The organism is Sphingomonas sp. GM_Shp_2, from assembly GCF_026540875.1.
Taxonomy (GTDB): Bacteria; Pseudomonadota; Alphaproteobacteria; order Sphingomonadales; family Sphingomonadaceae; genus Sphingomonas; species Sphingomonas carotinifaciens.
In genome coordinates, this window is record NZ_JALNUQ010000009.1 from 19,378 (window position 1) to 38,040 (window position 18,663).

20 protein-coding genes and 1 tRNA gene are annotated in these 18,663 nt (G+C 68.2%); 9 read left to right on the forward strand and 12 right to left on the reverse strand.

The window, feature by feature from the left end; translation table 11 throughout:
* The first annotated feature begins 63 nt into the window (after window positions 1-63).
* Window positions 64-759 (forward strand): carbonic anhydrase, encoded by a 696-nt coding sequence (locus OXR08_RS05165; RefSeq protein ID WP_112382329.1) that lies wholly within the window; start codon window positions 64-66, stop codon window positions 757-759.
* Between the two features lie 252 nt (window positions 760-1,011).
* On the opposite strand, the gene phhA is transcribed toward OXR08_RS05165, so the two are convergent.
* Complete coding sequence (gene phhA / locus OXR08_RS05170) at window positions 1,012-1,869, reverse strand: phenylalanine 4-monooxygenase (protein ID WP_267348287.1); 858 nt, start codon at window positions 1,867-1,869, stop codon at window positions 1,012-1,014.
* A 94-nt stretch (window positions 1,870-1,963) separates the two neighbouring features.
* Here phhA and OXR08_RS05175 point away from each other — a divergent pair, with 94 nt between their 5' ends.
* Complete coding sequence (locus OXR08_RS05175; RefSeq protein WP_162527073.1) at window positions 1,964-2,434, forward strand: Lrp/AsnC family transcriptional regulator; 471 nt, start codon at window positions 1,964-1,966, stop codon at window positions 2,432-2,434.
* 21 nt (window positions 2,435-2,455) lie between these two features.
* Here the strand turns inward: OXR08_RS05175 and OXR08_RS05180 are convergent, their stop codons facing one another.
* From OXR08_RS05180 to OXR08_RS05210, 7 genes are read right to left on the reverse strand one after another with little or no spacing between them, the layout of a single operon-like run.
* Window positions 2,456-5,080 (reverse strand): M1 family aminopeptidase, encoded by a 2,625-nt coding sequence (locus OXR08_RS05180; protein WP_267348291.1) that lies wholly within the window; start codon window positions 5,078-5,080, stop codon window positions 2,456-2,458.
* Window positions 5,081-5,117: 37 nt separating this feature from the next.
* The gene (locus tag OXR08_RS05185) at window positions 5,118-5,480 is read right to left on the reverse strand and encodes a hypothetical protein (protein ID WP_267348293.1); all 363 of its coding nucleotides are present in this window, start codon (window positions 5,478-5,480) and stop codon (window positions 5,118-5,120) included.
* Entirely contained in the window at window positions 5,477-6,019 is a 543-nt protein-coding gene (locus OXR08_RS05190) for a pseudouridine synthase (protein ID WP_267348294.1), read from the reverse strand. Before OXR08_RS05190 ends, OXR08_RS05185 begins: the two co-directional genes overlap by 4 nt.
* Window positions 6,016-7,632 carry an NAD(P)/FAD-dependent oxidoreductase gene (locus OXR08_RS05195; RefSeq protein WP_267348296.1) on the reverse strand — a complete coding sequence of 539 codons (1,617 nt, stop codon included), beginning with the start codon at window positions 7,630-7,632 and terminating at the stop codon, window positions 6,016-6,018. Before OXR08_RS05195 ends, OXR08_RS05190 begins: the two co-directional genes overlap by 4 nt.
* A 39-nt stretch (window positions 7,633-7,671) precedes the next feature.
* Window positions 7,672-8,289, reverse strand: coding sequence for an LUD domain-containing protein (locus OXR08_RS05200; RefSeq protein WP_267348298.1), 618 nt, complete (start codon window positions 8,287-8,289; stop codon window positions 7,672-7,674).
* Complete coding sequence (locus OXR08_RS05205) at window positions 8,289-9,683, reverse strand: lactate utilization protein B (RefSeq protein ID WP_267348300.1); 1,395 nt, start codon at window positions 9,681-9,683, stop codon at window positions 8,289-8,291. The genes OXR08_RS05200 and OXR08_RS05205 overlap by 1 nt, the downstream gene beginning before the upstream one ends.
* Complete coding sequence (locus OXR08_RS05210; RefSeq protein WP_267348302.1) at window positions 9,680-10,450, reverse strand: (Fe-S)-binding protein; 771 nt, start codon at window positions 10,448-10,450, stop codon at window positions 9,680-9,682. The genes OXR08_RS05205 and OXR08_RS05210 overlap by 4 nt, the downstream gene beginning before the upstream one ends.
* Window positions 10,451-10,570: 120 nt before the next feature.
* Here OXR08_RS05210 and rhmD point away from each other — a divergent pair, with 120 nt between their 5' ends.
* The 7 genes from rhmD (at window position 10,571) to OXR08_RS05245 (ending at window position 16,387) form a co-directional block, all read left to right on the forward strand.
* Complete coding sequence (gene rhmD / locus OXR08_RS05215) at window positions 10,571-11,764, forward strand: L-rhamnonate dehydratase (protein ID WP_267348304.1); 1,194 nt, start codon at window positions 10,571-10,573, stop codon at window positions 11,762-11,764.
* Between the two features lie 17 nt (window positions 11,765-11,781).
* The gene (locus tag OXR08_RS05220; RefSeq protein WP_267348306.1) at window positions 11,782-12,639 is read left to right on the forward strand and encodes a fumarylacetoacetate hydrolase family protein; all 858 of its coding nucleotides are present in this window, start codon (window positions 11,782-11,784) and stop codon (window positions 12,637-12,639) included.
* Window positions 12,636-13,385 (forward strand): SDR family NAD(P)-dependent oxidoreductase, encoded by a 750-nt coding sequence (locus tag OXR08_RS05225; protein ID WP_267348308.1) that lies wholly within the window; start codon window positions 12,636-12,638, stop codon window positions 13,383-13,385. Before OXR08_RS05220 ends, OXR08_RS05225 begins: the two co-directional genes overlap by 4 nt.
* A gap of 11 nt (window positions 13,386-13,396) precedes the next feature.
* The gene (locus OXR08_RS05230) at window positions 13,397-14,302 is read left to right on the forward strand and encodes an amidohydrolase family protein (protein ID WP_267348310.1); all 906 of its coding nucleotides are present in this window, start codon (window positions 13,397-13,399) and stop codon (window positions 14,300-14,302) included.
* A gap of 69 nt (window positions 14,303-14,371) precedes the next feature.
* Window positions 14,372-15,217: a carboxylating nicotinate-nucleotide diphosphorylase gene (gene nadC / locus OXR08_RS05235; protein WP_267348312.1), complete on the forward strand. Its 846-nt coding sequence runs from the start codon at window positions 14,372-14,374 to the stop codon at window positions 15,215-15,217.
* A 61-nt stretch (window positions 15,218-15,278) separates the two neighbouring features.
* Complete coding sequence (locus OXR08_RS05240; RefSeq protein WP_112382316.1) at window positions 15,279-15,671, forward strand: hypothetical protein; 393 nt, start codon at window positions 15,279-15,281, stop codon at window positions 15,669-15,671.
* A 2-nt stretch (window positions 15,672-15,673) separates the two neighbouring features.
* Window positions 15,674-16,387, forward strand: a complete 714-nt coding sequence (locus OXR08_RS05245) for a ribonuclease T (RefSeq protein ID WP_267348405.1) — start codon at window positions 15,674-15,676, stop codon at window positions 16,385-16,387.
* Window positions 16,388-16,396: 9 nt separating this feature from the next.
* Here OXR08_RS05245 and OXR08_RS05250 read toward each other — a convergent pair whose 3' ends face one another.
* The 4 genes from OXR08_RS05250 to ihfB all read right to left on the reverse strand — a co-directional run bounded on the left by OXR08_RS05250 (window position 16,397) and on the right by ihfB (window position 18,660).
* Entirely contained in the window at window positions 16,397-16,810 is a 414-nt protein-coding gene (locus OXR08_RS05250) for a DUF4112 domain-containing protein (protein WP_267348315.1), read from the reverse strand.
* A gap of 5 nt (window positions 16,811-16,815) precedes the next feature.
* Window positions 16,816-18,171 (reverse strand): ABC transporter substrate-binding protein, encoded by a 1,356-nt coding sequence (locus OXR08_RS05255; RefSeq protein WP_267348317.1) that lies wholly within the window; start codon window positions 18,169-18,171, stop codon window positions 16,816-16,818.
* Between the two features lie 59 nt (window positions 18,172-18,230).
* Window positions 18,231-18,314, reverse strand: a tRNA-Leu gene (locus tag OXR08_RS05260).
* Window positions 18,315-18,381: 67 nt separating this feature from the next.
* The gene (ihfB, locus tag OXR08_RS05265; RefSeq protein ID WP_112382624.1) at window positions 18,382-18,660 is read right to left on the reverse strand and encodes an integration host factor subunit beta; all 279 of its coding nucleotides are present in this window, start codon (window positions 18,658-18,660) and stop codon (window positions 18,382-18,384) included.
* Between the last annotated feature and the right edge of the window lie 3 nt (window positions 18,661-18,663).

Below are 18,663 nucleotides of genomic sequence, written 5' to 3' on the forward strand. Positions count from 1 at the left end.
CCGCTGCACGGCAGCAAAGTCCGGTGCGTATATCCTGATGCGACGAGCACAGGAGCGTATGGTATGAACGAGGTGATCGGTCGGGTTTTCAGCTTCGAAAAGCAGGTGTTCCCTAACCAGAGCGCGCTGTACAACAAGCTGACGACCCAGGGGCAGAGCCCCAAGGCGCTGATGATCTCCTGCGCGGACAGCCGCGTGGTGCCCGAGCATGTGATGCAGGCGGATCCGGGCGATCTGTTCGTCTGCCGCAACGCGGGCAACATCGTGCCCCCCTTCGCACAGGCCAATGGCGGCGTGACGGCGACCGTCGAATATGCCGTGGCGGTGCTGGGCGTGCGCGACATCATCGTGTGCGGCCATTCGGACTGCGGCGCGATGAAGGCGCTGATGAAGCCCGAAACGCTGGCCGGTGTGCCCAACGTCGCCTCGTGGCTGCGTCACAGCCATGCGGCGCACAGCGTGGTGCACGCATCCTATCCGGAAATGTCGGAAGGGGATGCGGTCCGTGCGGCCAGCCTGGAAAATGTGGCGTTGCAGTTGCAGCATCTGCGCACCCATCCGTCGGTGGCGGCGGGGATCGCACGCGGCGACATCGCGCTCCATGGCTGGTTCATCGACATCCATGCCGGCAGCGTGCTGGGCCTGGACGGCGAAACCGGTCGCTTCGTGACGCTGCGGGAGGATCGCCCGCTGCCCGTCGCGCTTGCCGCTACCCCCCGTCTCGCGGCGGACTTCCTGTATCAGGACGCCGCGGAATAACCCTCGAAAGATCAGGAGACACTTATGCGATCGATGGAGTTCGATTTGACATCGCTTGAATTGCAAGGTGCCCTGCTGGTGCTGGCCGTGATTATCGCGTTTGCCGCACTGGAAGGGTGGAAAGCCAGATAGGAGAGGAGGCCGGGCGGATTCCTCCCCGTACCGGCCCGAATAACAGCCCCCGCCTATTGGGGCCGCCGCGAGGCGGCCCTTTTTTTTGTGGCCCTCTCCCTGTCGGGGAAGGGCCACACCTTATCCTTTCCCCCGCGCATAGGCCTGCGTGCCGCGGGTGATGACGGTGTCTTCCGGCAGGATCGTCTCGATCTCGATATCCGGTTCGTTCGCCATCTCCGCGTAAAGCGGGGCGAAGTCGGTGTTCAGCGTCTGGTCGAGCAGATCCTCGAAGCTGTCGATTACGAAATAATTCTGCTGGAAATCGTCGATCCGGTATTTGGTGCGCATCACCCGCTTCAGATCGAAACCCAGCCGGTTGGGCGAGGGGTCTTCCAGCGCGAAGACCGATTCGGTGAAGGACGAGACGATCCCCGCCCCGTACAGCTTCAGGTCGCCGCCGGAGCGGACCAGCCCGAACTCGACCGTGTACCAGTAGAGCCGCGACAAGCGCTGGATCGCGCCCATCGCACCCGCGCGCTGCCCGCCCTGGCCATAAGCCTGCATGTAATCGGCAAAGACCGGATTGGCGAGCAGGGGGACATGGCCGAACACGTCATGAAAGACGTCCGGTTCCTGAAGATAATCGAGCTGGTCCGGGCGGCGGATGAAGTTGCCCGCGACGAAGCGGCGATTGGCGAGATGGTCGAAGAACACGTCGTCGGGTACCAGTCCCGGCACGGCGACGACGCTCCACCCGGTCGCTTTGGTCAGCCGTTCGGACAGTTCCTCGAAGTCGGGAATGCCGGGGCGGGACAGGCGCAGCACGTCGAGGCCGGCGATGAATTCGGGCGTGACGCGTCCGGGCAGCATCCTGGCCTGTCGCTCGAACAGCGTGTCCCAGGTGGCATGTTCCTCGGGCGTGTACCGGTCCCAGCCTTGCGGGATGGTCCAGTCGGCGGCGGTGCCCTCCGGGCGGATGAGTTCTGCGTCGGCCATGACGGGATCGTTGCAGAAATACGCGATGAATGCCTATCATTCTGGCAAGTTTAAGCCGGTTTGGTGAGAGGATATTTCGGATGGGGTGCCGTTCGTGAACGAGGCTCGCACGCTGGATGCGATCGACCGGCGTATCGTCGCGCTGTTGCAGGCGGATGCGACGCTGACCAATGCCGATCTGGCGGAGCGGGTCGGTGCCTCCGCGGCCTCGTGCTGGCGACGGGTGCGGGCGCTGGAGACGAGCGGGCTGCTGGGTGCGACGGTGCGGCTGGTCGATCCGGCGGCGGTGGGGCGCGGCGTCAACGTGCTGTGCAATGTCCGCATCCGCAGCCATTCGATGGACGCGCGGCAGGAGTTTGAACGCTTCGTCGATGCACGGCCGGAGGTGGTGGAATGCTTCTCAATGTCGGGCGAATGGGATTATCTGCTCCGCATCGTCGTGGCCGATGTGGCGGACTATAACGGCTTTCTGATGCAGACCTTGCTGGGGCACCCCTCGGTCGCGGGCGCGTCGTCGCACTTTGCGCTGTCGATGACGAAATACACGACGGCCCTGCCCCTGTAGGGGTGGCGGCGCGCCGACTTACTACGCTGCCGCTTCCCGGATCCGCACCGTCCGTTCCAGCTCGTCGCGGGCGAGCAGGATCTTGCGGCGGACATCGATGGGCAGCGCCTTTTGCGCGGACAGGAAGGCGTCGACCGTGGCCAGCGCCTCGCGGCTGACCTGTCCGCCGATGAACGCGTCGATCCAGCCGGGCAGGAAGAAGATGCGGCGGTTCCGGCGTATCCATTCCAGCCGCTCCAGCGCGGGGCGGAGGAAGGGCAGCGTCGATGCCGCCTGTTCGACCGTGTTGAACGCGCCCAGGCTTTCGCTGACCCAAGCTTCGTTGAGGGCGGGATCGTCGAAATAGCGACGGTAATACTCGGCCTTCACCGCCGGGGCCGGCGTGGCGGCGCGAGTGACAAAGGCGTCCTTCATCGCCTCCGACGACTGGTCGTGGCGCTGCTCCTCGGCGAACAGCGCATCGGCACCTGTCGCGCCGATCGCGATCAGGCGGCGGACGATCGCCCAGCGGGTCGGCTGGCGGACCGGCTTGTCCATCAGGGTGGCACGGCCGGCGAGCAGCGCACGCAGGCGGTCCGTGGCGAGCGGCGTGCGGGCGGTGGCGATCAGCCGGTCCATCGCATCCTTGCGCAGGCCATAGCCGAGCGCGGGATCGTCCATGCGCGCGATCAGCGCCGCCTCCCACCGGGGGCGGAGTGGCGCGGACTTTGCCTCGGGCAGGTAGATGTCGAGCGCGGCGGCCCCGCGCAGCAGGATGGTGCGCGACAATTGCTCGTCATGCTCGGCCGGCAGCGCATCGAGCAGGATCGTCAGGTAACGGGCCGGGGGCAGCGCCGCCTCGCGCACCACGTCCCAGAGCGCGGCCCACAGCATCGCGCGCAGCAGGGTGTCGGTGACGGTGCCGACATGCGCCGCAATCCACTCGGTGGTGCGCGCATCGGGCAGGAACAGGCCGTAGCCATGGTCGCCGTCATTGGCCCAGACATAATCGGGGGCAGGCAGGCCGGCGGCGGCCGCGACATCGGCGGTGGTGCCGCTGAACTGCGCATCGAGGATCACGTCGTCGCGGTCATGATAGCCAAGGCGCACGCGAACCTTCATCGGCCATGTTCCGCCGGGATCACCCGGCAATGTCCTGACCGGGCGCTGCACCAGCCGCAGCGAGGCGATACGCGTGCCGTCGAGCGCAAGGCGCGTGTCGATGCGCGGCATGCCGGCGCGCAGCACATATTGGCGGCCGAACGCCTCCAGCGACATGCCCGATGCCTCGCCCACCGCGCCGAGCAGATCCTGCCATGTCGCGTTGGCATAGGCGTGACGCTGGAGAAAAAGGTGGAGGCCGCGGCGAAAGCCGTCCTCACCGACGAGGAACGCCAGTTGCTTGATGATGCCGGGCGCCTTGAAATAGACGATCGGGCCGTAGTTGCTCTTGGCAGCGTCGAGATTGTCCAGCGATTGCCACAGGGGAGAGGTGCCGCTGGTCTGGTCCGCGCGATAGGCCTGCGTCTTCACCGACAGAAAGAAGGTGGTCCAGGCATCGCTGTCCGGCTGCAACTCGGCCTGAAGACGTGCGGCCATGAAGGTGGAGAAGCCCTCCTTCAGCCACAGATCGTCGAACCATCGCATGGTGACGAGATCGCCGAACCATTGGTGGCAGATCTCGTGATAGATGGTCTGGTCGCGGCCGAGGCGCTGAGGCAGCGTCGGCGGCTCGCGAAAGACGAAGCGGTCCTCGTTGTAGAAGACGGCGCCGACATGTTCCATGCCGCCGAAGGGGAAGGCGGGGGCGAGCAGCAGGTCGAGCTTGGCGAAGGGGAAGGGGACGGCGAACCAGGCGGCGAGCCAGTTCACCGCGGCGCGATTGGTGGCGATCTGGGCCTCGGCATCGACCTCGGCGCGGCGGGAGGCGCGGGCGTAGAGGGTGATCGGCTGTTCGTTCGGGGGGGCGGAGGTCCAGTGCGTCCAGGGGCCCGCGGAGAAGGCGGCGAGATAGGTGGAAATGGGCTGGGTTTCCGCGAACTGCCAGCGGGTTGCGGAGCCGGTGGTGGTCTTCGTCTCCAGCGCGCCGTTGGCGATCGCGGTCCAGTCGGCCGGGGTGGTCAGGTGCCAGCGGAAACGGGCCTTCAGGTCCGGCTGGTCGAAACAGGGAAAGAGCAGGTTGGCGTCGGACGGCACGAGCAGCGTGTAGAGATAGGTCTGGTCGTCGGTATCGTCGTGGAAGCGGATGATGGCCGCGCCCGCGGCGGCGATCGGCGTCTCGAACCGGGCCGACAGCCTGTTGCGGCCGGTGCGGAGCAGGCGCTGCGGTAGGACCAGATGGCCGTCGCGGCGGGTGTCGGCAGCAAGGGGACGGCCGTTGACCATGACGTCGCTGAGCAGCGGCCCGCGGAAATCGAGTACCAGGTCGCCGCTGTTCGCGCGGCGCTGGAAACTGGTGGTGACGGTGCCCGTCGCGCGGTCGGCGGCGGTAACGTCGAGCGCGAGGTCGTAGCGGATGTCGGAGATCGCCGCGGCGCGGGCGCGGGCGAGGGCCAGCGCGATGCCGGGGCCGGCGAGCGACGGCGCCGACGCCGCGCCGGCCCAGCCGTAGGAGGACAGCAGGAGCCCGGTGGCGATCAGGCGGCGGCGGTCGGTGACGAGATGCATGGCTGCTTCATGGCGGCAGATGCGGCAATCGGCAAATTCAGCGTTCGTGCAACCGGGCAAGCGCGATGCCGGCGAGGTTCTGCGTACGCTTGATGTAGCGGATGCGCAGGCGGCCGCCGGGCTTTTCCATCGTCTGGAACAGATGGTGGTGGGCGACGCAGGATGCCGGGATACGCTGCGTTTCGTTCGCCTGCGCGATCACGGCGGCGGCGTCGCCGAGCAGGACCGCGCCGGTCAGCTTCATCCGATGGGCGGTGCGCACCGCATGGATCAGGGCCAGCCATTCGGCGTCCATGCTGGTGCCGGGGCCGAGACCCTGCTGGACGATGCTGTGTCCGCCGACGACCACGGCCAGTTCCATGCCATGCGGGCGCAGGCCGCCGTCGAAGAACAGCTTCATGCGTCGCGCCAGCTGCCCGGCGCGATGTCGGCCAGCGTCCAGTCGGCGATGCGCCAGCGGATCAGGCGCAGCGTCGGGTGGCCGACCGCGGCGGTCATCCGGCGGACCTGCCGGTTGCGACCCTCGCGGATCGTCAGGCGCAGCCAGCTGTCGGGAATGCTGAGGCGGACGCGGATCGGCGGATCGCGCGGCCACAGCGCGGGGTCGTCGATGCGCTCGACCTCGGCGGGGCGGGTCGGGCCGTCCTTCAGCGATACGCCGCCGCGCAGGGCCGCCAACGCATTGTCGTCCGGGATACCCTCCACCTGGACGAGATAGGTCTTGGGCGCCTTGAACTTCGGGTCGGCGATGCGGGCCTGAAGGCGGCCGTCGTCGGTGAGCAGCAACAGCCCCTCGCTGTCACGGTCCAGCCGGCCGGCGGGGTAGACGTGCGGCACCTGCACATAGTCCGACAGCGTGGCGCGCGGGCTGGGGCTGTTCCGGTCGGTGAACTGGCTCAGCACGTCATAGGGCTTGTTGAACAGGATGACCCGGCTCATGCCGCGGCCATGCTGCGCGCGACCGCCTCTGCGACCTTGATGCCGTCGACCGCGGCGGAAAGGATGCCGCCGGCATAGCCCGCGCCCTCGCCGGCGGGGAACAGGCCGGCGGTGTTGAGGCTCTGCAAGCCTTCGTCGCGGGTGAAGCGGACGGGGGACGAGGTGCGCGTCTCTACGCCGGTCATCACCACGTCGGGATGGTCATACCCCTCGATCTGGCGGCCGAACACGGGCAGCGCCTCGCGCATGGCCGCCACCGCGAAGTCGGGCAGGCATTCGGCGAGGTCGGTCGGCGTCACGCCGGGGCGGTAGGAGGGCACGACCGAGCCGAGCGTGGTCGAGGGACGCCCGGCGAGAAAGTCGCCGAGACGCTGCGCCGGTGCCTTGTAGTTCGATCCGCCCGCGATGAAGGCGCGTTCCTCCCAATGGCGTTGCAGCGCGATGCCGGCGAGCGGATCGCCGGGATAATCGCGCGCCGGGTCGATCGCGACGACGAAGCCGGAATTGGCGTTGCGCTCGTTGCGCGAATACTGGCTCATCCCGTTGGTGGCGACCCGGCCCTCCTCGGAGGTGGCGGCGACCACGGTGCCGCCCGGGCACATGCAGAAGCTGTAGACGGTGCGCCCGTTCGAGCAGTGGTGCGAGATGTGATATTCCGCCGCCCCGAGTATCGGGTGGCCCGCATCGGCGCCGAAGCGCGAGCGGTCGATCCAGCTTTGCGGATGTTCGATGCGCACGCCGATCGAGAAGGGCTTGGGCTCGACGAAGACGCCCGCTTCGTGGAGCATGGCGAAGGTGTCGCGCGCACTGTGGCCGATGGCGAGAACGACGCGGGATGCCGCCAGATAGCCGCCGTCATGCAGGTGCAGCCCGCGGATATGGCGCTGGCCGGTGCCGTCGGTTTCCACGTCCAGCCCGTCGACGCGCGTCGAGAAGCGATATTCGCCGCCCAGATCCTCGATCGTCTGGCGCAGGTTTTCGACCATCTTCACCAGGCGGAAGGTGCCGATATGCGGATGCGCCTCGGTGAGGATCTCGGGCGGTGCGCCGGCCTTCACGAACTCGGTCAGCACCTTGCGGTCGAGATGGCGGTTGTCCTTGATACGGCTGTAGAGTTTGCCGTCGGAAAAGGTGCCGGCGCCGCCCTCGCCGAACTGCACGTTCGATTCCGGGTTCAGCTTGCTGCGCCGCCACAGGCCCCAGGTGTCCTGTGTGCGTTCGCGCACCACCTTGCCGCGATCGAGGATGATCGGGCGGTATCCCATCTGTGCCAGGATCAGCCCGGCGAAGAGGCCGCAGGGGCCGGCACCGATCACCACCGGGCGCTGCGCGTCGGGCGCGGCGGTGCCGACCGGGCGGTAGCGCGTGTCCGGCGTCACCTGTACGTTGCGGTCCTTGCGGAAGCGGGCCAGCACCGCCGCCTCGTTCTTCAGCGTGACGTCGACCGAGTAGACGAGCAGGATGTTGGTCTTGTCCCGCGCGTCATGGGCGCGGCGCGCGACCGCAAAGCGGATCATGTCGCGCGGCGTGATGCGCAGCCGCTGGCGGATCGCGGCGGCCAGCGCCTCGTCGGGGTGGTGGAGCGGCAGTTTGAGTTCGGTGACGCGGATCATCGCCGCGCCTTACCGCGGGACGTGGCGGCTTTCCATCGGTCAGGCACCATCCAGCGGCAGGACGTGGAGGAAGCGCGGGCCATGCGCGCCGCGGACATAGCTGCCCTCGATATCGGTCGTGCCGGATACGCCGGTGATCCAGTAATGCGCGCGCGGTGTTGGAATGGAGCGTAGCGCATCCTCCAGATAGGCGACGATGCGTGGCACGACGACCAGATGATGCAGGCCGAGGAAGTTGGGCAGCATCGGCGCGGCGGGTGCGGTTTCCATGACCAGAGAGCCGGTTTCGGCCACGCCGCAGCGCGCGACGGCGACCACCACCGCCTCGTCGGGTGCGGAGGACGGGCGCAGGTCGAAGTCGCGCCAGTCCGCCGCCGTCAGCCGTGGATCGGGTGGCAGGTAGAGCGCACGCGGCAGGCCATGTTCGGCCATATAGGCGACAACCACAGCGGGGAGCGCGTCGAAACCCGCGATCGGCGCCACGGTCGCGCCGAGGCCCGGCTGCGCAAGCCGATCGAGAAAGGCGGGCAACAGCGCGCCGGGGTCGACCGCGGGCCGCTCGACCCGGGCGACGAGCGCCGCGGCCTCCGCATCCAGCCGTGCGGGATCGACGGGGGCGCCGCGCAGGGCGCCGAGAATGGCCTCACGTGCGGTCATCAGCGTTCTCCCGCACCGTAGCGATCCATGAAGCTTTTTGCCGCCGGCTTGGGGAAGTCGCGGTGGTCGGTCCAGCCGCCGGCAAGCGGCAGGCGCCTCGCCCAGCCGCCTGCGCCCGCCGTCAGCCGCATCGCCCGCAGCGCGCTGCCCACCGCCAGCCGGTACAAGGCGGGGCGCCGCGCGACCCAGGCCCAGGCGGCGATGCCCCGCCGCACGCTCATCGGCTCCAGCCCCTCGCGCCAGCTTCGCTCGCGCCAGCCGCGCAGCAGCGTCGGTAGCGGGATCTTGACCGGGCACACCTCCTGACACTTGCCGTTGAGCGTGCAGGCGCTGGCAAGGTCCTGATTGCCCTTCAGCCCGTCCAGCGCCGGGGTCAGGACCGCGCCCATCGGGCCGGGATAGGTGCTGCCATAGGCATGGCCGCCGATCTGGCGAAAGACCACGCAGTGGTTCATGCACGCGCCGCAGCGGATGCAACGCAGCATTTCCGCCAGTCCTTCGTCCCGCATCCGGCTGCGGCCGTTGTCGACCAGCACGATGTGCATTTCCTCCGGCCCGTCGCGATCCCCTCCGCGCCGCGGCCCGGCGTAGAAGGTGGTATATTGGCTCATCGCGGCACCGGTGGCGGAGCGCGACAACAGGCGCAGCATATGGGTGGCATGCGCCATGGAGGGGACGATCTTCTCGATCCCCGCCGTCACGATATGCATGCGCGGCGGCACCAGCGACAGTTCGGCATTGCCCTCGTTGGTGACGGTGCAGATCGCGCCGGTATCGGCGACAAGGAAGTTGGCGCCCGATATGCCGACATCGGCGCCCAGCATGCCGCTGCGCAGTTCGCGCCGGGCGCTTTCCGCCATCGCGGCCACGGTTTCCTCGACATGGGGGGCGCGGTGGTGCTGCGTGAACAGGGCGGAGACCTGCTCGCGCGTCTTGTGCATCGCCGGCCAGATGATGTGCGAGGGACGCTCGTCGGCCAGCTGGATGATGTGTTCGGCCAGGTCGGTTTCGATCCGGTGGATACCCGCCTCGGCCAGCGCATGGGGCAGGCCGATCTCCTCGCCCAGCATCGATTTGGAGCGGGCGACGGTCCTTGCCCCGGCGCGGCGGCACAGGTCGACCACGATCGCGCAGGCCTCGTCCGCGGTGCGCGCCCAGTGGACGGTGGCGCCGGCGGCGGTCGCGTTCGTCTCGAACCGTTCCAGATAGGTGTCGAGATTGGCGATCACATGGTCCTTGATCGCTGCGGCGCGGGTGCGGGCATCCTCGAACCCGGCAAAGGCATCGACGGCCAGCGCGCGCTTGGCCTCGGCGGTGCCGGCGGTGCGCTCCACCGCGACCTTCAGCAGCGGGTCGGCCAGCGCGGCGGCGGTGCGCGTCTTGAAGCCGGTCATGCCTCTTCCCCGATGGCCGGGCCGCCGCCCATGCCCGCCAGTATCTCGACGGTGTGGAAGGCGCGCACGGGCGAGCCCTCGCGGTGAAGCTTGCCGGCCATGTTCATCAGGCAGCCTAGGTCGCCCGCCAGCAGCAGGTCCGCGCCGGCGGCATCGATCGCCGCCGCCTTCTCGCCGACGATCGCGTTGGAGATGGCGGGATATTTGACGCAGAAGGTGCCGCCGAAGCCGCAACAGGTCTCCTCGCCGGCGAGCGGCTTGAGCGAAAGCCCGGCGACCGCGCCGAGCAGGCGACGCGGCTGGCGCTTGACGCCCAGTTCGCGAAGCCCAGAGCAGCTGTCGTGATAGGTGGCGGTGGCGGGCAGGGATACCGCGTCGGGCCGCCAGCCGCGCACCTCGTCCAGATAGGCGAGGATCTCCCAGGTTCGCGCGGCCAGTGCCTCGGCACGCGGCGACCATAAGGGATCGTCGTGCAGGATTTCGGGGTAATGCACCCGGATCGTCGCGGCGCAGGAGCCCGACGGGATGACGACATGGTCATAGCCCTCCAGCGCGGCGATCGTCCGCCGCGCCAGGTCGATCGCGGTTGCGCGGTCGCCGGAATTGAGCGCCGGCTGTCCGCAACAGGTCTGCGCGCGCGGCACCACCACCTCGCAGCCCGCCGCCGCCAGCGTGCGCAGCGCGGCAAAGCCGATCTGCGGGCGCATCGCATCGACCAGGCAGGTAACGAACAGCGCCACCGTCAGTTTTTCGACGCGCGAGCCCATGTCGGGGTTTGACGTGGCAGTTTCCATCAATTAGATCTCTATTCCACAAAATGAGAAATAGCCAGTTCCAAGGTCAGGGTCGCATTCGCGGCCCGATCCGTAAACGGGGAGGTTCATAGCGTGCCGATCGCGCAATTGCCCAAGATCAAGCATGTTCGTGCGTTCACCGTGCGCGGTGGCGGCGCCGATTACCATGACCAGGGCGCCGGACACTGGATCGACGACCACATCGCCACTCCGATGAGCCGCTATCCGGAATACCGCCAGTCCCGGCAGAGCTTCGGCATCAACGTGCTGGGCACGCTGGTGGTGGAGATCGAGGCGGGGGACGGCACGATCGGCTTTGCGGTAACGACGGGGGGCGAGCCGGCGGCCTATATCGTCGAGAAGCATCTTGCGCGGTTCCTGGAGGGGCGGGCGCCCACCGATTACGAGAAGATCTGGGACCAGATGTATTTCTCGACCCAATATTATGGCCGCAAGGGTTTGGTGGTGAACGCCATTTCCGGCGTCGATCTGGCACTTTGGGACCTGCTCGGCAAGCTCCGGCAGGAGCCGGTCTACCATCTGCTGGGCGGTGCGGTGCGCGACGAGCTGCAATTCTACGCGACCGGCGCGCGGCCGGACATCGCCAGGGACCTGGGCTTCATCGGGGGCAAGATGCCGCTCCACCACGGCCCCGCCGAGGGGATCGAGGGGTTGAAGAAGAACATCGCCGAACTGGCCGAGATGCGCGCGCGGGTCGGCCCGGACTTCTGGCTGATGTGGGACTGCTGGATGGCGCTGGACGTGGACTATGCCACCCGGCTCGCCATCGCCGCGCACGAACATGGCTTGAAATGGATCGAGGAGGCGATCAGCCCCGACGATTATTGGGGCTATCAACAGCTCAAGCGCAACGTGCCCAAGGGCATGCTGGTCACCACCGGCGAGCATGAGGCGACGCGCTGGGGCTTTCGCATGCTCTTGGAGATGGACGCGTGCGACATCATCCAGCCCGATGTCGGCTGGTGCGGCGGCGTCACCGAACTGCTGAAGATCAGCGCGCTGGCCGATGCGCATGGCAAGATGGTCGTGCCGCACGGATCGTCGGTCTACAGCTATCATTTCGTGGTGACGCGCCACAACTCGCCCTTTGCCGAGTTCCTGATGATGCACCCCGGCCCGACCGAGGTGGTGCCGATGTTCGCGCCGCAACTGCTGGGCGAGCCGGTGCCGGAGAACGGGCGCCTGCGCGCCTCCGCACTGGATGCACCCGGCTTCGGCGTCGAGCTGAACCGCGACATCGCCATGCATCGCCCCTACACCCACTGATTGCGAAAGACATTGCCATGAAGCTTTGCCGCTTTGGCCAGCCCGGCCAGGAAAAGCCCGGCCTCGTCAGCGAGGACGGCACGATCCGCGACCTGTCCGGCGTGGTCGACGACATCACCGTGGAAGCGCTGGCCCGCGCGCGCGCCGCCGATCCGGCGACGCTGCCGGTGGTGGAGGGCGCCCCGCGCTACGGCGTGCCGGTGAACGGCATCGGCAAGATCGTCGCGATCGGGCTGAACTACGAGGATCATGCGATCGAATCCAATCTGCCGATCCCGACCGAGCCGATGATGTTCATGAAGGCGGTGTCGAGCCTGAACGGGCCCAACGATCCCGTGATGCTGCCGCAGGACGCCTCCCATGGCGACTGGGAGGTGGAACTGGGCGTCATTATCGGGCGCACCTGCCGCTATGTCTCCGAGGACGAGGCGCTGGACCGCGTGGCCGGCTATGTGCTCGCCAACGACGTGTCCGAACGCTTCAACCAGAAGCAGCGGGGCACGCAGTGGTCGAAGGGCAAGGGGCATGACACCTTCTGCCCCGTCGGCCCGTGGCTGGTGACGCCCGACGAGGTGGGCGATCCGCAGGACTTGGACATGCACCTGGACGTGAACGGCCAGCGGATGCAGACCGGCAACACCCGCACGATGATCTTCACCATCCGCCAGCTGATCGCCTATGTCAGCCGCTACATCACGCTGTATCCCGGCGACCTGCTGATCACCGGCACCCCGCCCGGCGTCGGCGAGGGCAAGAAGCCGCAGGCCGTGTATCTGAAGGCGGGCGACGTCATGGAACTGGGGATAGCAGGCCTCGGCACGCAGCGGCAGGACGTGATCGCCTGGCGCGACCTGGGCGAGGGGGTGCCGGCATGAGCCTGTTTCCCGGGCGCTTCACGGGGCGCGCCGCGATCGTCACCGGCGGTGCGTCGGGGCTGGGCAAGGAAGTCGCCCGCCGCATCATCGCAGAGGGTGGAACGGCCGCCTTGTGGGATGTCGATGCCGACAGGCTGGCGGAGGCGCAGGCCGAGACGGGCGCGACGCATATCGTGGCCCTCGATGTGACCGATGCGGATGCGGTCGCGGCCGCGGCGGCATCGAGCGCGGAGGCGCTGGGCCGGGTCGACATCCTGGTCTGCTCGGCGGCGATCACCGGGGCGACCGGACCCGTCCACGAATATCCGCTGGAGAGCTGGCGACGGGTGATCGACATCAACGTCAACGGCCTGTTCTATTGCTGTCGCGCGGTGGTGCCGCTGATGCTGGACCATGGCTATGGCCGGATCGTCAACGTCGCCTCGGTGGCCGGGAAGGAGGGCAACCCGAACGCCTCCGCCTATTCCGCCAGCAAGGCCGCGGTGATCGGCCTGACCAAGTCGCTGGGTAAGGAATTGGCGGGCAAGGGGGTGATCGCCAATGCGCTGACCCCGGCCACCTTCGAAAGCCCGATCCTGGCGCAACTGCCGCAAAGTCAGGTCGATTACATGCGCGGCAAGATCCCGATGGGCCGGTTGGGCGAAGTGCATGAATCGGCCGCGATGGTGTGTTTCATGGCGTCGGAGGAATGCAGCTTCACCACGGCGTCGACCTTTGACACGTCGGGCGGGCGAACCACCTTCTGAGGGCGCGGGGCATGACGGTTTCCTTTCTCGATGCGCATATCCATCTGTGGGACCTGTCGCGCCTGCGCTACCCATGGCTGACCCCACCCTTTGCCGAGGACGGGCCGAACGGCAGCGTGGCCGCGATCGCGCAGGATTTCGGCGCCGCCGACTACCGGGCGGCGCTGGCGCGGTGGCAGGTCGTCGGCGCGGTGCATGTTGATGCGGGGGCCGACCCCGGCGATGCGCTGGCGGAGACGGCGTGGCTGGAGGAGGTGGCGGGGGCGTCGGGACTGCCCGACGCGATCGTCGCTTTTGCCGCGCTGGACGATCCCGCGATCGACGAGCATCTGGCCGCCCAGTCCCGGCACCCCCGCGTGCGCGGCATCCGGCACATCGTCAACTGGCACCCCGATGCCGGGCGCAGCTACACGCCGCGCGACCTGACGCGGGACGATGGCTGGCGTGCGGGCTTCGGGAAGCTGGCGGATCATGGCCTGTCGTTCGACCTGCAATGCTATCCCGGGCAGATGGCGGGGCTGGTGCCGCTGTTCGCCGACAATCCCCGGGTGCCCGTCATCGTCAATCATCTGGGCATGCCGGTGCTGTCCGATCCGGACGGTATTGCAACATGGCGCGCCGGCCTTGCCGCCCTTGCGGCCTTGCCGCAGGTGTCGATCAAGCTGTCGGGCCTCGGCTTCATCGCGCGCGACTGGACGCAGGAACAGGTCCGCCCGTTCCTCCGCCAGGCCATCGACCTGTTCGGGACACAGCGTTGCATGGTCGCCAGCGACGCGCCCACCGACATGCTGTTCGCGCCCATCGATCGCTACATGGACGCGCTTCACGCCATCCTGTCGGATTTCGGCGATGACGAACGGCGCGACCTGTTCGGCCGCAATGCCAATCGCATCTACCGGGTCGGGCTGGCGCTATGATCTGACTGGCGCAGGCCGTCCGCGCGTGGCATCGGCACGGCCCGAGAGTTGCAATAGGTGTTCGCTGCCATGACCCCCGACCTGCCCGGATTCGACCGGGACGCATTCGTCGCCGCCACGCTGGCCGAGGATATGGGGCCGGCGGGTGATATCACCTCAGCCGCGGTCATTCCTGCCGATGCGCGGTTCGTCGGCACGATGGCGAGCCGCGATGCGATCGTCGTCGCCGGGCTCTGGCTGGCCGAGGCGTTCTTTCGCCATCTCGATCCGGAGGTCGCCATCACGCGGCTGGCGGAGGACGGCGCCCGCGTCGAACCCGGCACGCCGCTGCTCCGGCTGGAGGGGCGCGCGCGGGCGATGCTGACCGCGGAGCGCTCCGCGCTCAACACGGTGCAGCATCTGTCGGGCATCGCCACCATGACCGCGACCTATGTGGATGCGCTGGTTGGCACGGGCGCGATCCTGCTCGACACCCGCAAGACGATCCCCGGCCTGCGTCTGCTGGAAAAATACGCCACCCGGACCGGCGGTGCGCAGAACCACCGCATGGGACTGTGGGATGCGGCGATGATCAAGGACAACCATGTCGCGGTCGCAGGCGGCGTCGCACCGGCGGTGGAGCGGGCGCGCGCCGCCGGCATCGCCCGCATCATCGTGGAGGTCGACCGGATCGACCAGGTCGAGCCGGCGATCGCCGCCGGCGCCACCCACCTGCTGCTCGACAATATGGACCCCGCGACGCTGCGGGAGGCGGTGGCACTGGTAGGTGGCCGCGTGCCGACCGAGGCTTCGGGCGGTGTCCGGCTGGAGACGATCGGCGCGATCGGGGCGACGGGTGTCACCTATGTCAGCGTCGGCCGCCTGACCCAGTCCGCGCCGGCCGCCGACATCGGACTGGATTTCGCCGCGCTCTGACGATTGCGTGCTCCGGTCCGGCGGCGCTATCGTCCGCCATCAATCAAGGGAGACTATCCGGGTGCGTCCCAAGGCAATCATATCGGCGGAGTGGCTGTACCTCGCCGCGACGCTGCTGCTGATCATAACATCGGCGATGGCGTGGAGCGAGATGGTGGCGCTGTACGGTGCGGGGCTGACCGCGGGCATCACCGCCTTTCTGGTCGGCCTGTATATCCTGCTGATCCTGTGCACGACGCGGGGCGGCAGCCGGGTGGCGCTGGGGCTGCTTGCGGCGCTCACCGTGCTGGGGCTGGTGTCGCTGCTGTATCAGGTCGCCACCGGCGTGCTGGCGATCGGGCTGCTCGGCGTGCTCAACACGGTGCAGGGGCTGTTGACCTTTGCCGGGCTGGTGCTGCTGTTCCGGCCCAATGCGCGCGCCTGGTTCCGGGCCCGGGCGGAGGCTGTGGCATGACGATGAAGCACATGATCCTGCGCGGGCTGGCCGCCGCCGCGCTGCTGTCGCCGGTCGCGGCGCAGGCGCAGGCCTATAGCTGCTCCGCGCCGCAGGCGCCGCAGCGTATCCGGCCCGACCTGCCCACCGACAAGCAGCCGCGCCGCGTGGTTCCGATCGGCAGCTATACGCTGGCGATCACCTGGAGCCCGCAATATTGCCGGGATCATGGCGATGGCGGGTCGTTTCAATGCGGCTCGGCCAACCGCTTCGGCTTCACGCTGCATGGGCTTTGGCCTGACGGCAAGGGAGCAACATGGCCGCAATATTGCCGCCCGACCGGGCTAATCCCGGCTGCGGTGGTTCGCCGGCATATCTGTGCGACCCCGTCGGCGCAGTTGATGCAGCATGAATGGGCCAAGCATGGCACCTGCATGAGCGGGTACAGCCCGGCGCGCTACTTCCGTCAGTCCAACGCGCTTTACGGGCGGCTGCGCTATCCGGACATGGAGGCGCTGTCGCGGCGCGACCTGACCGCGGGGGGCTTTGCGCAGGCGATGGCACGCGCCAATCCGGGCCTGCGGGCGGACATGATGCGGGTGACCGCCACCCGTGACGGCTGGCTGGACGAACTGTGGATCTGCCTCGATACCGCGTTCCGCTACACGCGCTGCCCGGCGCATCAGGGCGGGGTCAGCCCCTCGTCGTCGCTCAGGATCTGGCGCGGCGGACGCTGACCGACCGGCTCACCCCTCCAGCACGACGCCGGCGGGGTGATGCTTGTCCAGATGGCGCCTGATGATGCGCAGGTTACGGGTGTTCGACCGGAAATAGATGTCGGCCGCATCGCCGACGAACGGCACCAGGCCCAGCACGGCGTCGAAGCCGACATTTCCCATCATCCGCACCATCTGGAACCTGGACAGCCCCAGGTTGCGTGCTTCCCAGACCAACCAGCTGCCCATGGCCGCCGCGATGACATCGCCGACCACCGGGATCAGGCCGACGATCACGTCGAGCCCGACCGGACGGTTGATGCCGGGAATGACGAACATCCGCTCCAGCACCGCCTCCAGCGCCTCGATCCGGCGCCGGACCGAAGCCACGTCGCGACCCATGGGAAGGCTGTCGAAGATGCGGGGATCGATGCGTGCGGTCATGACGATCAATTGGTGTCGGCACGCAGCCGGTTCAATGGATGCCAGGCGCGCGCATTGGGTTGCCATTGCCGCAGTCGCGATGCCACCAGCGACCAGCGCAGTGGGCGTGCCAGCGGGATAAAGGCCGCGTCCTGGTTCATCGCGATATCGGCAGCGGCAAGCGCCTGTGCCCGGTCGCCAAGTGTCGGGGCCAGCCGCGCCTGTTCCAGCGCCGCTTGCGCCGCCTCGCTGCACGGGCGGCAGGCGGTGGCGAGATACCAGCGCGCGCTGTCATACGGCGCCACCGCATCCACCAGTCGCAGATCGGCCGGCTCGGTGGGTTTGACCCGGACGCTGCCGATGCCGATCGCCTGCCAGGTCGCGGCGATCTGCGCATAAAGCAGCCGGGTGCCCGGCGCGTCGGGAAGGGCGATTGCCAGCCGCACCGGGCTGCCCCAGCCGGCGACCCTTGTGCGCGCATCGGCGCGGCGCTGATCCAGCGTTTGCAGCGACCAGCCAGGCACTTGCGGCGGCGCGCCCGAGTCCAGCGTCTCGGGCAGCAGCCTGTCCATCGGCTCCCACCCGCGCGCCAGGCTCGCCACCAGCGTCGCCCTGTCGAACGCCTGCGACAGCGCCTGACGGTTCGCCGCATCGGCCAGAAAGCCTTCGCGCCGCACCACCGCCAGCCCGAACAGACCGGCCGCCGGATCGAGCCGCACCGTCGCCGGCGGCGCTCCGCTCAGTGCGACGAGCGGCCAGTCGGCGATCGTGCCCCCGCTCACCAGATCCGACTCCCGCCGCCCGAACCGTACCAACGCCAGCGACGCCCGCTCGCCGATCAGGCTGACCTCTTCCTCCGGCGTGGGCGTGGGGCTGTCTTCGGGTTCGGCGCGGGTGGGGTCGGAGATGGGGCGGAGGAGGGGAGCGGCGGAGCGTAGCGCGGAGACGCGCATCGGCCCGGTGCCGCCACCGGTGCGCGAACGGATGATGGCGAGTTCGGGCTGTGCGAACAGCTTGAGCAGATCGGGGCGGGGTCGCGCAAGGCGGACCTCGATCACCTGCGGCGTCATCACCACGACCTCGTCGATCGCGGTCAGGAACGGCAGCAGCGCATGATCGGCCGCGGCGCGCAGGCGACCCTGCAGGATATCCACCACCTGTTCGGCGGTCACCGGGCGACCATCCGCCCAGCTCGCCTCGCGCAGGCGGAAGATGTAGGAGCCACCATTGTCGGTGACGATCCATCGCTCGGCCAGCCCCGGCTCGATCTGGCCAGCGGCATCGAAGCGCACAAGCCCCTGGGCGGTGGCGTCGACCAGCAGTCGCTGCGGCCAATCGCGGTGACCGGCAGCCGGCGGCTGCCCGATGGCACTGACGATCACCGGGCCGCTGTCACGGCGGCGCTCGCAGCCGGAGAACAAAAGAGCCAGCGCGACCGCAATGGTGCGGACGGCGGGACTCGAACCCGCACTCCATGGGAAGCCGATTTTAAGTCGGCAGCGTCTACCGATTCCGCCACGCCCGCACACGATGTCTGACCAAGACGAGCGCGGCGCGCGCGTCAAGCCGTGATCGACATCGGCATCCACCCGTCACACGTTCAGGCGTGCGCGCATTTCCTTGCCGGGTTTGAAATAAGGCACCCGCTTGGCATCGACGGCGACCTGTTCGCCGGTGCGCGGGTTCCGGCCGGTGCGGGCATCGCGGGGGCGGGTGGAGAAGGCGCCGAAGCCGCGCAGTTCCACGCGACCATTCTCGCTCAAACGCCGGATGATCGAGTCGAAAAACGTCGTCACGATCAACTCAACTTCGCGTGGCGTGAGTTCCGGATTTTCGCCCGCGATCTTTTGCACCAATTCCGACCGGATCATCGA

What these genes read in the sequence shown, in the direction of transcription:
- OXR08_RS05165 (WP_112382329.1), top strand. Translation starts at nt 64, where the DNA reads ATGAACGAGGTGATCGGTCGGGTTTTCAGCTTCGAAAAGCAGGTGTTC.
- phhA (WP_267348287.1), bottom strand. Translation starts at nt 1,869, where the DNA reads ATGGCCGACGCAGAACTCATCCGCCCGGAGGGCACCGCCGCCGACTGG.
- OXR08_RS05180 (WP_267348291.1), bottom strand. Translation starts at nt 5,080, where the DNA reads ATGCATCTCGTCACCGACCGCCGCCGCCTGATCGCCACCGGGCTCCTG.
- OXR08_RS05185 (WP_267348293.1), bottom strand. Translation starts at nt 5,480, where the DNA reads ATGAAGCTGTTCTTCGACGGCGGCCTGCGCCCGCATGGCATGGAACTG.
- OXR08_RS05190 (WP_267348294.1), bottom strand. Translation starts at nt 6,019, where the DNA reads ATGAGCCGGGTCATCCTGTTCAACAAGCCCTATGACGTGCTGAGCCAG.
- OXR08_RS05195 (WP_267348296.1), bottom strand. Translation starts at nt 7,632, where the DNA reads ATGATCCGCGTCACCGAACTCAAACTGCCGCTCCACCACCCCGACGAG.
- OXR08_RS05200 (WP_267348298.1), bottom strand. Translation starts at nt 8,289, where the DNA reads ATGACCGCACGTGAGGCCATTCTCGGCGCCCTGCGCGGCGCCCCCGTC.
- OXR08_RS05205 (WP_267348300.1), bottom strand. Translation starts at nt 9,683, where the DNA reads ATGACCGGCTTCAAGACGCGCACCGCCGCCGCGCTGGCCGACCCGCTG.
- OXR08_RS05210 (WP_267348302.1), bottom strand. Translation starts at nt 10,450, where the DNA reads ATGGGCTCGCGCGTCGAAAAACTGACGGTGGCGCTGTTCGTTACCTGC.
- OXR08_RS05220 (WP_267348306.1), top strand. Translation starts at nt 11,782, where the DNA reads ATGAAGCTTTGCCGCTTTGGCCAGCCCGGCCAGGAAAAGCCCGGCCTC.
- OXR08_RS05225 (WP_267348308.1), top strand. Translation starts at nt 12,636, where the DNA reads ATGAGCCTGTTTCCCGGGCGCTTCACGGGGCGCGCCGCGATCGTCACC.
- OXR08_RS05230 (WP_267348310.1), top strand. Translation starts at nt 13,397, where the DNA reads ATGACGGTTTCCTTTCTCGATGCGCATATCCATCTGTGGGACCTGTCG.
- nadC (WP_267348312.1), top strand. Translation starts at nt 14,372, where the DNA reads ATGACCCCCGACCTGCCCGGATTCGACCGGGACGCATTCGTCGCCGCC.
- OXR08_RS05245 (WP_267348405.1), top strand. Translation starts at nt 15,674, where the DNA reads ATGAAGCACATGATCCTGCGCGGGCTGGCCGCCGCCGCGCTGCTGTCG.
- OXR08_RS05250 (WP_267348315.1), bottom strand. Translation starts at nt 16,810, where the DNA reads ATGACCGCACGCATCGATCCCCGCATCTTCGACAGCCTTCCCATGGGT.
- ihfB (WP_112382624.1), bottom strand. Translation starts at nt 18,660, where the DNA reads ATGATCCGGTCGGAATTGGTGCAAAAGATCGCGGGCGAAAATCCGGAA.